Here is a 13,180-nt window from a genome sequence, read left to right on the forward strand (position 1 = left end):
TCCCTTAAGATGGCATTAGAGTTAGCTTAGCGCTGCAATAATATCGTCGCTATTGGTGGCACGCCTAATTGCCTTCACGGTCTCTTTGTCACTCAATTTACCTGCAACCGTGGCTAGGGTTTGTAAGTGCCCCTCGGTTTGCTCTTCTGGAACCAATAAGGCAAAGAAAATATCTACCGGTTGGTTGTCCAGCGCGTCAAAGTTGATGGCAGGGTTACTAGTTACAATAATGGCGATAACACTTTCCAATCCTGCCAGTCGACCATGAGGCAGTGCAATACCATTTCCAATACCCGTACTGCCCATTCTCTCGCGGTTCAATAGGCTAGTGAGTACTGTCGTTTCATCAATATTATCGTTGTTTTTGGCAGCGATATTACTGATGATCTCTAGAATTCGTTTTTTGCTGTTACATTGAACCGCACATTCAGTGCGGTCCAAACTTACGATTGCTTGAATTTCCATAAGCGTGAGTTAATGCTTTTTCAGCTTTTCCTTATGCTTTATGACTTGCCTGTCTAGTTTGTCAACCATGCTGTCTATTGCTGCATACATATCAGTATTTTCAGAGGAAGCAAAAACCTCAGCGCCACTTAAATGCATGGTCGCTTCGGCTTTCTGATTAAGTTTTTCAACATTGAGAATGACATGCACATTAGAAATGTGATCAAAGTGCCTCTCTAGTTTGCTGAACTTGGTATCGACATAATTACGCAAAGAGTCGGTGATTTCGACGTGATGACCAGTAAGGTTGATTTGCATATTTCGTCTTCCTTATATTTATGAGCCAGTTAAAGTAAGCTCTTTCGCTGGTTAGACGGTGGAATCGACAATGATTCCCGGTATTTTGCTATTGTCCGCCGGGCGACTTTAATGCCCTGTTCGGCCAACAATTGAGCAATCTTGCTATCACTTAGTGGCTTGCTTGGCGTTTCAGCCGCTACAAGCTTTTTAATCAGCGCGCGGATGGCAGTAGATGAACACTCACCCCCAGACTCCGTGGCAACGTGACTAGAAAAGAAGTACTTCAATTCAAATATCCCACGTGGGGTATGCATATACTTTTGCGTGGTGACACGTGAAATGGTGGATTCATGCATATCAACCATTTCAGCAACATCGTTAAGCACCATGGGCTTCATCATTTCAGGGCCATATTCAAAAAAGCCCATTTGTTGCTGCACAATACAATTTGCAACCTTCATCAAGGTGTCGTTTCTTGATTCAAGACTTTTAATAAACCATTTTGCTTCCTGCATATGAGAGCGAATGAACTGCGAGTCGCTACTATTTTTCGCTCTTCTGCTCATGGCCGCATATTGCTGGTTCACACTAAGTTTAGGCAAGCTATCTGGATTAAGTTCAACCACCCAACGACCATTTTTCTTGGTGACCGAGACATCGGGTATAACATACTCAGGCTCTTTAGTGATAAGAGCGCTACCTGGGCGAGGATTCAATGTTTGCAACAAGCGCATAGCTTCGCGTAATTGATCTTCTTTAAGACGGCTTTTACGCATCAGCGTACGATAGTCTTTGCTACTGAGTAGGTCTGAGTATTCTTCTATCAGTTGTTTGGCTTCTTTTAACCAAGGCGTATCATCTGAAAATTGGCGAAGCTGAACCATCAAGCATTCTTGCGGTGTACGAGAGCCTGAACCAATGGGGTCGAACATTTGAATGCGTTTTAACACACATTCTACTTCGTCCAATTCAACCGGCTCTTCCATATCTTCGGAATTTACAGAATCTAAAATGTCGTCAAGGGTGACGGTAAGATAACCAGACTCGTCAATTGAATCGATAATAGCCGTTGCGATGGCACGGTCAGTATCTGAAAAGTGGGTAAGACGCATTTGCCATAGCAAATGTGCTTGAATGTCTTCGGTGGTTTCGCCTTGGAAAATCTGCTCATCGTCATTATTCGAGGGCCCAGGGGCGGGTGCAGAAGACGCTGAGTAATATTCGTCCCACGTGCTGTCTATGGGTAATTCATCAGGTAGGTCATTCTTCTCTAATGCGTCACCGGCTTCAAGCGTATCGCTTGATGCGGTAGTAACGGCGTCTTGAGCGACGTCATCCCCGTCGATATTGTTTTTCTCTAATTGAGGCTCATCACTGCCTTCTTCTACTTCAAGTAGAGGATTTGAGTCTAGGGCTTCCTGGATCTCCTGTTGCAGGTCGAGCGTTGACAGCTGCAGCAGTTTTATCGCCTGCTGTAGCTGAGGTGTCATGGTAAGTTGTTGACTGAACTTTAACTGTAAAGATGGTTTCATCTACGTCTTATTTACTGTGCTCTTATTGTGAATATACCAGGTGCATAATTTGAAAAATGACAATTCTGTTACATTAACTATAGCCTGAATTGTTCACCTAGGTATACATCCCTTACTTTTTGATTACTTAAAACCTGCTCTGCCGTTCCTTGGGCTATTAATTCACCGTGACTCACAATGTAGGCTTTTTCACATACATCCAATGTTTCTCGTACATTGTGGTCTGTAATGAGGATACCGATACCTCTATCACGAAGGTGCTGTATTATCTTCTTTATATCATTAACCGATATAGGATCAACACCAGCAAATGGTTCATCGAGTAAAATAAATTGCGGATTGGCTGCTAGCGCACGCGCAATCTCTACGCGCCGGCGTTCTCCACCTGATAAACTCATTCCTGTACTATTACGTATATGGTTAATATTAAATTCATCAAGAAGGGCGTCGGCTTCTTCTTCCTGTTGTGATGAATTTAAATCTTTTCGTGTCTGTAAAATCGCCATGATGTTTTCAAACACGGTTAGCTTGCGAAAAATAGAGGCTTCCTGTGGCAGGTAGCCAATGCCCTTACGTGCGCGTTCGTGCATAGGCTGGTGGGTGAGCTCACCATCATCAATGGTGATTTTTCCCTTATCTAGTGGCACAAGACCCACAATCATGTAAAAGGTGGTGGTTTTACCTGCGCCGTTAGGGCCTAATAAGCCCACGATTTGCCCGGTTGAGACCGACAAACTAACGTCTCTCACTACTTGGCGAGATTTATAGGCTTTGGCTAAGTTACTTGCGCTTAGTGTTGCCATGGTTAGTTATCGTCCTCGTTATTCTCGTCTTCTTTCGCCTTCTCATCGGTCAGCTTGCGAATCGCTTCTGGTCGAAAAACGGTGGTCACTCTGCCTTCATCATTGTCACCGCTGCCGGTGGCAAGAAGCTGTTCGGTAATCATGTCAAAGGTGATTTTATCGCCTTTCACAGAACTGGTGTCTTGTTGCAGCTCTGCATTGCCGTCTAACGAGAGAGTGCGATTAACCACTTCATAGCGAATTTCATTGGCTTTGGCTGTTACCGGGGTGCCGTCTTCTAAGGTTTGCGAATAACTTGCTGGCGCGCCTCTGGCGATGAATATCTCACGGCCTTCGCCTTCTGTTGCAACCACTTCCACTTCATCTGCGTTAATCACTAACGTGCCTTGGGAAATACGCACGTTATCCTTAAACAACGAGGTTTTATTCTTACCATCAACAAACTGCGATTTAGAATCTACCTTTATCGGTTTGTTAAAGTCGCTTTCTGTCGCCGACGCTGTAACTGCAAAAAAACCTAAAATTAGGCTAGTTGCTAGGGGAATAAATGGTTTGTACATGGTCAATTAGCTCATATTCCTGGGTACGTAAATTAGCGTTAAACCCGTTGCTATTAATTACATATCGCAAGCCTCGAATTTCCACTGGCTCGTCAGAAGCCATTTGCTTGCTGTTCAAATTGATTTCTATAAACGCCGTTTGTATGGTTCTTACAAAATCATCTTGGCTTTGGTTTTCAATTAAAACATTATTTTCTAATTGAATTAATTCGTTATTGTACAGCGTCCCTTCAACGGCGGTGACTTCCCACGGTGCTTTTGCATTGTCGCTATATAAGGTATATCTGGGCTGTTGAAACAAAACAAACCCCAATTGATCGTAGTGTTCCATTGCGCGCGCAAATACTTTGTGATTTAACGCTCCGTCTTTGTCGTATAAGGTGGTGGTGATATTTTTGGCTGTATATGCAGGCTGCAGCGCGTCTAGGCTTTTATCTCTTGCCAATGTTGGTTCTTCTTTCATCCAGGTTGGCAAGTACATTAATAAGGCCAACGTAAAAAGTGCAGAAATACTCAACCCTAAGCGATTAAAGCCAAATAAGTTCATACACTGGCTCCGTGTATGCCATGCAATTTGCCGTGCACTTGTAACAAGGTATCACAAATTTCTCTCACTGCACCAAACCCGCCGCGGGTTTCCAACACCCAATTGGCTTGGGCTTTCACCGTCGGGTGGGCATCGTTAACTGCAATTTTAATCGCCGCGTGTTCGAACATGCCGGTGTCTGGCATATCGTCACCTACCGCAGCAACGTGCTCACTGGAAAGGGACAACGAACGCATTAAATCTTGTAGGGCGTCAGCTTTGTTTTCTTCACCTTGAATAATAGGGTCAACATTCAGTGCCTTCATTCTATTTTCAACAATAGCAGAGCGGCGCCCAGTAATGACTGCTACGGGAATCCCTGCCTTCACCAATGCTTTTACACCGTAACCATCGCGGGTATGGAATGCTTTAAGTTCTTCGCCGGTGTTACCAAGATAAATACGACCATCTGAAAATACACCGTCGACGTCGCACACAAGTAATTTCACCTGGGCCAATTGAGTGTATAGGGTGCGGGGTAATGAAGTATAAAGTGTCGTTTCTGTCATGATAGTCACTATAGCACGCCTGCTTTTAATAACATGTGCATATTGAAGGCACCTAACGGCTGGCGATGCTCATCAACCACCATAAGTGCGCTAATTTTAAAGGTTTCCATTACATTTATTGCTTCAACGGCGAGTTGCTCAGGGTGGGCAACCTTGCCACCTTCCGTCATCACTTCCGCAACTTTTGCGGTATGCAAATTCAGCCTGGCATCTAGAATGCGGCGTAAATCGCCATCGGTAAATACGCCCACTAGCGTATTTTTATCATCCACAATACCTGTCATGCCCAGTCCCTTCTTCGAGACTTCTAGGAGTGCTTCTGCCACCGATACATGGTGATTTACGATGGGAAGGTCATCGCCAGTAAGCATGATGTCGCTCACTTTTAAAAGTAACTTTCTTCCTAAACTGCCGCCGGGGTGAGACAACGCAAAATCGTCAGAGGTAAAGCCTCTGTCATCCAGCAAAGCGACGGCTAAGGCGTCGCCCATAACTAACGTAGCGGTAGTGCTGCTAGTGGGTGCAAGCCCCAAAGAACAAGCTTCTTTTTCCACACTGATATCCAACACAATATTGGCGTGTTGCCCCAACGCGCTCTGCCGGCTATTTGTCATGGCAATAATGGGTACATTTAAGCGTTTAACCACGGGAAGCAAGTTGACCAGTTCAGCGGTTTCGCCAGAGTTAGAAATGGCAATAAGGACATCATTTTTAGATAACATGCCTAAATCGCCATGATTGGCTTCCCCAGGGTGCATGAAAAACGCAGGGGTGCCTGTACTCGCTAGCGTCGCGGCAATTTTATTACCAATATGGCCAGATTTCCCCATTCCGCTTACTACCACTTTACCTTTGCATTGACGCAGTAAGTGACAGGCGTCAACAAAATGGGCGTCCAAGCGATGGTTGAGGGCACTGATGGCTTTCGCTTCGATGTCAATTACGCGTTTTGCTGACGCGATAAAGGAGTTCTCTGTATTCGTCATTATCCAAAGAGCCAAATTTGATAACCGATAAAGCTAGCAAGGAATAATGCCCCATTCGTGCGGGAGATTATTCGTTTGCCAATAAGGTCAAAGCTAAATAAAAACAACAACAGGGTTAGCCCAAGCATTACCCACATATCTCGGTTAAATACATCAGGGTCGAGTAGTCCAGGGGCTATCAACCCTGGCATTCCCAGTACGGCCAACAAATTGAATATGTTCGAGCCAATAATATTACCTAATGCTAGGTCATCTTCACCTTTCAAAACCCCTGCGATGCTGGCAGCTAATTCAGGCAAACTTGTGCCAAATGCAATGATGGTTAAGCCGATAACCAAGTCGGAGATTCCAAAGTAGCGCGCAATCTCTACCGCTGAATCTACCAAGAAGTGTGCACTTAAGGGTAAAAGAACCAGTCCGACACCGACCCATATGAGTGCTGAAGTGGTTGATACGTTTGAGGGAATTTCGTCGGCAGTTTCGGCAACAAGGGGGTCTTCTTTATCTACTTGTAGAGATAGCCAAGCCATCATGGCCAAGACAAAGACAAATAAGCCCATTAAAATTAAGCCTTCGTAGCTGGCTAATTCACCGTCAAACAAAAATGCTACGGCAATTAGGGTAATGACTAATAAGGCGGGAAGTTCTCGTTTAAGTGTTGTTGAAGCCACCACTAGAGGTTTAACCAACGCGGTTATACCTAGTACTAGCGCAATGTTAGTGATATTCGAGCCTAAGGCATTGCCAACGGCGGTGTTCATATTGCCATTGGCTGACGCCATAGCAGAAACAACAATCTCCGGCGCCGAAGACCCCATTGCAACAATAGTCAGGCCTATCATCATGGGGGAGATACCAATGTTTTTGGCGAGGGCAGACGCGCCGTACACAAAACGATCAGCACTCCAACTGAGCACAATGAGGCCAACAAGAAAAATAACTACGCTTAAAAACACAACAACCTGTTATTTTGATGATTTCATGGGATTGTCGCAAAAACAATGCCATTTGCCTATGGGAACTATGGGATATTTTAATTAATGATAGAATACGGGGATAAAAGGCTCGTGAAGCGCATGACAAATAAAGTGAAAATTGAAGGTAAATCTGATGCGAAACTATTGCGAAGCAATAGGCAATGATCAACCATTCGTTTTCATAGAACATATATTGTAACTTTTTGCTTTTGGCGCGAGCCTTGAAAAAGCGTACAATGCCTCAAAATTACACTCGTCAGTAAACTTTCTATTGTTTTTGCACTCATAGGCATAGTTATTGCTCATTCAGTGGGGCTTGCAACCCTTGAAAAAGCGACAAGGAACTGATGGGGAACTCCCCTGTACTAACGCGTGGTATTTAGAATGCGCATGCGTGGTTACACGGATAAGCAAGTAATAATAATTAATGGCTGTAGAAGTGCATCAGGGTTTCTGCAGTGACTAAATTTAATCATTCAAAGGTTGGCCTTAATAGAGCTATGGATCATTTAGTTGAAGTAGACAATCTTACCTTTCGACGCGCCGAGCGGCTTATATATGATGGTATATCGCTGCGGGTTCCGAAAGGCAAAATAACAGCAGTAATGGGCCCAAGCGGAATAGGCAAAACCACGTTGCTACGCTTAATCGGCGGGCAACTTATCCCCGATGAAGGGGACGTGAGATTTGATGGTAATTCAATTGTTGCCATGAATCGACGAGAGCTGTATCAGACCCGTCGTCGCATGAGCATGTTGTTTCAAAGTGGCGCGCTGTTTACCGACATGAGTGTGTTCGACAACGTGGCATTTCCGTTAAGGGAGCATACCCAGCTTTCAGAAGACATTATTGCTACGACTGTCGCATTAAAGCTACAGGCTGTTGGCTTAAGAGGCGCTGCCTCGTTAATGCCAAGTGAATTATCGGGCGGAATGGCACGACGCGCCGCACTAGCGCGTGCTATTGCATTGGATCCTGACTTAATTATGTACGATGAGCCATTCGCAGGCCAAGATCCTATTTCTATGGGCGTTTTGGTCAAGCTTATTAGAGAGCTTAACGATGCTTTGGGACTGACAAGTATCGTGGTAACCCACGATGTGACAGAAGTACTTACTATCGCTGATTACATATATATTTTGGCTGACAAGCGTGTTATTGGCGAAGGAACAGCGCAACAAATTAAAGAAAGCGAGTCTGAATTGGTTCAACAGTTTTTAAAAGGCCAAGCTGACGGGCCTGTTCCCTTTCATTTTCCTGCTGATGATTTAGAGCAAAGCTTCTTTGGAGGTGGGAAATGAATGTCTTTCAGTCGGTAGGCGCCTCTACCTTAGGTAAGATTAGCGCGGTTGGGCGAGCAGGTGTGATGCTCTTTGGCGCGTTGATTGCCGTGCCCCGCTTAAAGAATATCCCGCTGACAGTAAAGCAAGTTAATGTGGTAGGCGTTCAGTCTCTATTAATTATATTAGTGTCAGGATTGTTCATTGGAATGGTCATGGCACTGCAAGGCTATACCATTCTAGTGGACTATGGTGCTGAGGGAAGCTTAGGGCCAATGGTGGCACTTTCGTTACTACGAGAGCTTGGCCCTGTGGTGACAGCATTATTGTTTGCGGGTCGCGCAGGATCTGCCTTAACCGCAGAAATTGGTTTAATGAAAGCCACTGAGCAGTTAAGTAGTTTAGAAATGATGGCGATAGATCCGCTACGACGGGTTGTCGCGCCGCGCTTCTGGGCCGGTATGATTTCTATGCCTATGTTAGCGCTGATTTTTAGCGCCGTAGGTATTTTAGGTGGTCACTTAGTGGGAGTGGATTGGCTAGGCGTCGATGCAGGCAGCTATTGGTCAATCATGCAGTCCACCGTTGATTGGAATCAAGATGTAATAAACGGCGTGATTAAAAGCCTTGTTTTTGCCTTGGTTGTCACCTGGATTGCCATATTTAAAGGGTATGATTCCATTCCTACTTCGGAAGGGATCAGTAAAGCAACAACTGAAACCGTTGTGTTTTCTTCATTAGCAGTATTAGGGCTGGACTTCGTGCTCACCGCCCTTATGTTTGGTATCGAGTAGAGGGTTGGTATGAATAAGTATAAAACGGAAATGATGGTAGGTGTATTTGTAGTCCTGACCATTGGCGCTATTTTGTTGCTGGCATTAAAAGTGGCCAATCAATCGATGGCCACAGACGGCGACACCTACACCCTGTACGCAAAGTTTGACAACATTGGTGGTCTTAAACCTCGCTCTGCGGTGAAGGTAGGCGGCGTGACGGTAGGTAGAGTGACTTCAATTTCCCTCGACCAAGGTGACTTCACTCCCATTGTAGAGTTGTCAATATCAAACGAATACAACGGTTTCCCTGAAACCAGTTCGGTATCAATTTTAACGTCGGGCTTGTTAGGCGAACAATATGTTGGCTTCCAGCCTGGGTTCTCATTCGATGGCGTGGCTAATTTGAAAGATGGCGATTATCTGCAAGACACCAAGTCTGCGTTGGTACTAGAAGACTTAATTGGACAGTTTTTATTCAATCGCGGTAGCGACGAAGATTAACGAATATTTAGGTAGGCGGATGAAACCATACGGGGTGTTATCAGGTCTGCTGTAGTAGGACACGATTTAGGAGAGTTACATTGAAAAAGTTGATGGCAGTTGCCGGTTTATTGCTGATGTCGTTGGTAGGGAACGTTCAGGCACAAGAAATTAATGATCAAAACCCTTACCAACTGGTGAAAGGCGTAGCGACAAAAACCTTTGATAGAATTAAAGCGAACCAAGAACAAATTAAGCAAGATCCAGAAATGCTTCGAACCATTATGGAAGAAGAATTGGTGCCGCACATTGATTACAAATTTGCCGCATTTATGGTGTTAGGAAAGCACTTTAAATCGGTACCAAAAGAAAAAATGGGTGAATACATTAGTGTATTTAGACAATACCTAATTACTACCTACGCGGTAGCGATGGGTTACTACGACAACCAAGAGGTTATTTTCGAGCCAGAATCTAACTTTGAAGATCAGAAGTCAGTTACCGTGCGTGCCGTAGTGCAAGATCCTGAGCGTCCAGAAATTAAAATTGCATTTAAAGTACGTAAAGACAGCAAAACCAACGAGTGGAAAGCTTACGACATGGTGGCTGAAGGTATTAGTATGCTAAACAGCAAACGTAGCGAATTTGAGTCGATCTTACGACAAGAAGGCATTGATTCAGTGATTGCACTAATGCGAGATAAAATTGGTAAGCCAGTAGAACTGAATCAAGATGAATCCTACGATATTGACGGAGCATCTGAGTGAGCCTTTTTCAGGTAAGCGACACCGGTAAAATTAGTGTACATGGGCACCTCGACCATAACACACTGTCAAAAGACTTTTGGGTATGCTTAAGCGGGGCAGAACAGGATATACTGAAACGTACAAAAACGTGTACTATCGACCTCAGTGATGTAGAGCGAGTAGACAGTGCCGGGTTAGCTTGGTTGTTGAACGCGATTAGAGATGGAAAGCAACAGGGAATAGATGTTAGCCTGCATGATATGCCTGAAAAGTTGCTCAAGCTTGCTAAAATTAGTGACCTAGACAGCTTTTTGCCCGTAAATTAAGACAGTGAAACGAGAAAAGAAGTAAGTTATGGAATTGTCAGAGATTGAAAATATCCTTAAAGAGGCGTTAAACCTTGATGAGGTACATGTGCGTGGAGAAGGTTCTCATTACAACATTATCGCCGTAAGCGATGCGTTTAATGAAATGAGCCGAGTAAAACGCCAACAGGCGGTATACGCACCCCTTGCAGATAAAATTGCAGATGGTTCTATGCACGCCATTTCGATAAAAACATTTTCAGTGAAAGACTGGGAGCGCGAGCGCCAGTTTAATATTCCTCAATAGGCGAGTCTTTTTTCGTGGATAAACTTGTAATAAAAAAAGGCCCTGCTCTTCAGGGAAGCGTGAGAATTTCAGGCGCTAAAAATGCAGCGCTTCCTCTGTTGATGACAAGCTTACTAACGGATTCGCCTTGTCGATACACCAATGTTCCTCGCTTACGTGATATTAATACCACGCTATCGTTGCTACGCGAACTGGGCATTGAAGTGGCGCAACCGGCAGCAAACGATGTGCTGTTAGATGCAAGTACCTTACAAAGCGTAACCGCGTCTTACGAGCTTGTGCGTACTATGCGTGCATCCATCTTAGTGCTAGGGCCATTGTTGGCGAAGCAAGGTAAAGCAAATGTTTCGTTACCTGGTGGTTGTGCCATTGGCGCACGCCCCGTTAACTTGCATCTTACTGGCTTAGAAAAGATGGGGGCTAAAATTGAGGTTGATGAAGGTTACATTCGTGCTGAAGTAGACGGTAAGTTACAAGGCGCACGCATCTTCATGGACATGGTCAGCGTAGGTGCTACTGAAAACCTGATGATGGCGGCCGCCATCGCTGAAGGCACAACCGTACTGGAAAACGCCGCTCGCGAGCCAGAGATTGTAGATTTAGCGAACTGCCTAATTCAGATGGGCGCGAAAATTTCAGGCGCAGGTACCGATAAAATTACCATTGAAGGTGTTGAAACCTTAAACGGATGTGACTATCGCGTATTGCCAGACCGCATTGAAACCGGAACTTTTCTCGTTGCAGCTGCGGTCACCGGCGGAAAAATCCGTTGCACCCATGCCGCGCCGGATACCCTTGATGCGGTACTAGATAAACTCGAACAAGCAGGCGCAAAAATTACCACAGGTGATGATTGGATTGAGCTTGATATGGAAGGCAAAAAGCCAACCTCTGTTCGCGTTAAAACAGCGCCTCACCCTGCGTTTCCTACCGACATGCAAGCACAATTTGTTACATTGAACTGTGTTGCTGAAGGAACAGGGGTTATCACAGAAACAATTTTTGAAAACCGCTTTATGCATGTGCCTGAATTACAACGGATGGGCGCAGAAATTGCCCTTGAAGGTAACTCCGCCGTGTCTAAAGGTAGCTCAGCATTGAAAGGTGCGCCTGTGATGGCCACTGATTTACGTGCATCTGCAAGCTTAGTCATAGCCGGTTTAATTGCCGACGGTGAAACTCACGTTAACCGTATCTACCACTTAGATCGAGGCTACGAAGCCATCGAAGAGAAGCTAGGCGGTTTAGGGGCAAATATCCAACGCGTTAAAGAATAATCATCGTTAACGAAAAGAAAAGGCCGCAAATAAAGCGGCCTTTTTTGTGTTTTCCTTGCAAGCGCATTAGTTACTCGCCGCTTGCAGTTCCCCGACCACGGCTTTTATGGTGATGGTTTGTTCGCCACGGCTGACCTCTAACTCTAACGGTGTGTTAGGGGTGGTTTCCGCAATCATATCTAAAGTCTTTGAAGCGCTTTCTATGCGAATACCATCAATAGCGACAATAATATCACCGGGTTGTAAACCCGCCTCAGCAGCAGGGCTTCCATTTGCCACGGCGGTTACTTCAATGCCTTGATGGTTGCGGTTTTCACTGCCAATGAATCCGAGTTGACCGCGGATAACACGGCCGTGAGAAATGATTTCGTCCATCACGCGTTTGGCTAACTCGTAAGGCACGGCAAAGTTGATACCATCTACATTTCGCACGCGATTACGGGAGTCTCGAACCTGGAAGTTTGCATTAGTAATTCCCAGTAAAAAGCCATTGCTATCGACTAACGCGCCACCTGAATTACCTTGGTTTAATACCGCATCAGTTTGAATGAAGTCGACATAGTTCGACAGCCCATTGCGGCCCGCACGGCTGATAATACCTTGGGTAATCGTTTGGCCTAAGTCAAAAGGGTTACCAATGGCCATGACGACATCACCTACATGAATGTCTGGCTCTTTAACTTGTGGAATGACATGTAAGTTATCGGCAGACACTTTTAATACGGCAAGGTCGGTAAGGGGGTCGTTACCCACTATTTCCGCTTCTAGAATTTGCCCGTCTTGCACCGCTACAAAAATGCTATCTGCATTGCGCACAACGTGATGGCACGTAAGTATGTACCCGTTGTCTGTCATGATAACACCAGACCCAAGACTCGTGCGTTCCCGGGGTTGGTTTCTGAATAAACCAGTGTCTTTTTCTATACTCACACTGTAAATATTCACTACCGCTGGCGCTGAACGGCTAAGAGGCGCAAAGTAACTTTCTCTACTTGCACTTACGGAAGGGTCGGAAAACAAGCCTTGCGTAAAACCGTTGCCTTGCCGTAAGTCAGGTAAGAAGAGCAACAGCAACAATGCGACGATTGTGCCGAGAAATACAGATTTTAAGAAAAAGCTAACGATTGAGCTGCCAGTCACGGATCACACTTATTTATAGGTTTATAATTGTCAACAACTGCACTATTGGCGTTTGCTATAGCGCTATTAAAGCAGAGCATAACATTTAATGCATTATTCTGGTTAAATTTATCCGATAGTGAAGACGTATTTCACGGTAAACAACAACGCCTGTTTATAAATCCCCCCCGTT

At 45.0% G+C, this 13,180-nt stretch carries 17 protein-coding genes; 7 read left to right on the top strand and 10 right to left on the bottom strand.

The annotated features are described in order from the left end of the window. Positions 1–21: 21 nt before the first annotated feature. The 9 genes from ptsN to EP13_RS03770 all read right to left on the bottom strand — a co-directional run bounded on the left by ptsN (position 22) and on the right by EP13_RS03770 (position 6,676). Positions 22–465: a PTS IIA-like nitrogen regulatory protein PtsN gene (gene ptsN / locus EP13_RS03730; RefSeq protein WP_044056087.1), complete on the bottom strand. Its 444-nt coding sequence runs from the start codon at positions 463–465 to the stop codon at positions 22–24. 9 nt (positions 466–474) lie between these two features. Further along, positions 475–762, bottom strand: coding sequence for a ribosome hibernation promoting factor (gene hpf / locus EP13_RS03735; protein WP_044056088.1), 288 nt, complete (start codon positions 760–762; stop codon positions 475–477). Positions 763–791: 29 nt separating this feature from the next. Then, positions 792–2,276, bottom strand: coding sequence for an RNA polymerase factor sigma-54 (locus EP13_RS03740; RefSeq protein WP_044056089.1), 1,485 nt, complete (start codon positions 2,274–2,276; stop codon positions 792–794). Positions 2,277–2,353: 77 nt separating this feature from the next. Continuing rightward, positions 2,354–3,079 carry an LPS export ABC transporter ATP-binding protein gene (gene lptB / locus EP13_RS03745; RefSeq protein ID WP_044056090.1) on the bottom strand — a complete coding sequence of 242 codons (726 nt, stop codon included), beginning with the start codon at positions 3,077–3,079 and terminating at the stop codon, positions 2,354–2,356. Positions 3,080–3,081: 2 nt separating this feature from the next. Then, entirely contained in the window at positions 3,082–3,639 is a 558-nt protein-coding gene (gene lptA, locus EP13_RS03750; protein WP_044056091.1) for a lipopolysaccharide transport periplasmic protein LptA, read from the bottom strand. Beyond that, a complete protein-coding gene (lptC, locus tag EP13_RS03755; protein ID WP_044056092.1) occupies positions 3,608–4,186 on the bottom strand; it encodes an LPS export ABC transporter periplasmic protein LptC in 579 nt (192 codons plus the stop codon). Before lptC ends, lptA begins: the two co-directional genes overlap by 32 nt. Beyond that, a complete protein-coding gene (kdsC, locus tag EP13_RS03760) occupies positions 4,183–4,734 on the bottom strand; it encodes a 3-deoxy-manno-octulosonate-8-phosphatase KdsC (RefSeq protein ID WP_044058720.1) in 552 nt (183 codons plus the stop codon). Before kdsC ends, lptC begins: the two co-directional genes overlap by 4 nt. A gap of 8 nt (positions 4,735–4,742) precedes the next feature. Next, a complete protein-coding gene (locus EP13_RS03765) occupies positions 4,743–5,720 on the bottom strand; it encodes a KpsF/GutQ family sugar-phosphate isomerase (RefSeq protein WP_044056093.1) in 978 nt (325 codons plus the stop codon). Next, entirely contained in the window at positions 5,720–6,676 is a 957-nt protein-coding gene (locus tag EP13_RS03770) for a calcium/sodium antiporter (protein ID WP_044056094.1), read from the bottom strand. Before EP13_RS03770 ends, EP13_RS03765 begins: the two co-directional genes overlap by 1 nt. Positions 6,677–7,197: 521 nt before the next feature. Between EP13_RS03770 and mlaF the strand changes: the two genes are divergently transcribed. From mlaF to murA, 7 genes are all read left to right on the top strand, one after another. Beyond that, positions 7,198–7,998, top strand: a complete 801-nt coding sequence (gene mlaF / locus EP13_RS03775; RefSeq protein WP_044056095.1) for a phospholipid ABC transporter ATP-binding protein MlaF — start codon at positions 7,198–7,200, stop codon at positions 7,996–7,998. Next, on the top strand, positions 7,995–8,771 hold the full coding sequence (gene mlaE, locus EP13_RS03780; RefSeq protein ID WP_044056096.1) for a lipid asymmetry maintenance ABC transporter permease subunit MlaE: 777 nt from the start codon (positions 7,995–7,997) through the stop codon (positions 8,769–8,771). The genes mlaF and mlaE overlap by 4 nt, the downstream gene beginning before the upstream one ends. Before the next feature lie 9 nt (positions 8,772–8,780). Further along, the gene (gene mlaD, locus EP13_RS03785) at positions 8,781–9,254 is read left to right on the top strand and encodes an outer membrane lipid asymmetry maintenance protein MlaD (RefSeq protein ID WP_044056097.1); all 474 of its coding nucleotides are present in this window, start codon (positions 8,781–8,783) and stop codon (positions 9,252–9,254) included. A 92-nt stretch (positions 9,255–9,346) separates the two neighbouring features. Beyond that, positions 9,347–10,000 carry an MlaC/ttg2D family ABC transporter substrate-binding protein gene (locus EP13_RS03790; RefSeq protein WP_375276777.1) on the top strand — a complete coding sequence of 218 codons (654 nt, stop codon included), beginning with the start codon at positions 9,347–9,349 and terminating at the stop codon, positions 9,998–10,000. After that, entirely contained in the window at positions 9,997–10,305 is a 309-nt protein-coding gene (locus EP13_RS03795) for an STAS domain-containing protein (protein ID WP_044056099.1), read from the top strand. Before EP13_RS03790 ends, EP13_RS03795 begins: the two co-directional genes overlap by 4 nt. 28 nt (positions 10,306–10,333) lie before the next feature. Next, positions 10,334–10,591 carry a BolA family protein gene (locus tag EP13_RS03800; RefSeq protein WP_044056100.1) on the top strand — a complete coding sequence of 86 codons (258 nt, stop codon included), beginning with the start codon at positions 10,334–10,336 and terminating at the stop codon, positions 10,589–10,591. Positions 10,592–10,605: 14 nt separating this feature from the next. Then, the gene (murA, locus tag EP13_RS03805; protein WP_044056101.1) at positions 10,606–11,868 is read left to right on the top strand and encodes a UDP-N-acetylglucosamine 1-carboxyvinyltransferase; all 1,263 of its coding nucleotides are present in this window, start codon (positions 10,606–10,608) and stop codon (positions 11,866–11,868) included. 66 nt (positions 11,869–11,934) lie between these two features. On the opposite strand, the gene EP13_RS03810 is transcribed toward murA, so the two are convergent. Continuing rightward, positions 11,935–13,008: a trypsin-like peptidase domain-containing protein gene (locus EP13_RS03810; RefSeq protein ID WP_044056102.1), complete on the bottom strand. Its 1,074-nt coding sequence runs from the start codon at positions 13,006–13,008 to the stop codon at positions 11,935–11,937. Positions 13,009–13,180 lie beyond the last annotated feature (172 nt).

This window comes from Alteromonas australica (genome assembly GCF_000730385.1).
GTDB lineage: Bacteria > Pseudomonadota > Gammaproteobacteria > Enterobacterales > Alteromonadaceae > Alteromonas > Alteromonas australica.

Coding starts and splice junctions, on each gene's coding strand:
- lptC (WP_044056092.1), bottom strand. CDS start 4,186: ATGAACTTATTTGGCTTTAATCGCTTAGGGTTGAGTATTTCTGCACTT.
- mlaE (WP_044056096.1), top strand. CDS start 7,995: ATGAATGTCTTTCAGTCGGTAGGCGCCTCTACCTTAGGTAAGATTAGC.
- mlaD (WP_044056097.1), top strand. CDS start 8,781: ATGAATAAGTATAAAACGGAAATGATGGTAGGTGTATTTGTAGTCCTG.
- ptsN (WP_044056087.1), bottom strand. CDS start 465: ATGGAAATTCAAGCAATCGTAAGTTTGGACCGCACTGAATGTGCGGTT.
- EP13_RS03765 (WP_044056093.1), bottom strand. CDS start 5,720: ATGACGAATACAGAGAACTCCTTTATCGCGTCAGCAAAACGCGTAATT.
- EP13_RS03740 (WP_044056089.1), bottom strand. CDS start 2,276: ATGAAACCATCTTTACAGTTAAAGTTCAGTCAACAACTTACCATGACA.
- EP13_RS03790 (WP_375276777.1), top strand. CDS start 9,347: ATGGCAGTTGCCGGTTTATTGCTGATGTCGTTGGTAGGGAACGTTCAG.
- lptB (WP_044056090.1), bottom strand. CDS start 3,079: ATGGCAACACTAAGCGCAAGTAACTTAGCCAAAGCCTATAAATCTCGC.
- mlaF (WP_044056095.1), top strand. CDS start 7,198: ATGGATCATTTAGTTGAAGTAGACAATCTTACCTTTCGACGCGCCGAG.
- lptA (WP_044056091.1), bottom strand. CDS start 3,639: ATGTACAAACCATTTATTCCCCTAGCAACTAGCCTAATTTTAGGTTTT.
- EP13_RS03800 (WP_044056100.1), top strand. CDS start 10,334: ATGGAATTGTCAGAGATTGAAAATATCCTTAAAGAGGCGTTAAACCTT.
- hpf (WP_044056088.1), bottom strand. CDS start 762: ATGCAAATCAACCTTACTGGTCATCACGTCGAAATCACCGACTCTTTG.
- kdsC (WP_044058720.1), bottom strand. CDS start 4,734: ATGACAGAAACGACACTTTATACTTCATTACCCCGCACCCTATACACT.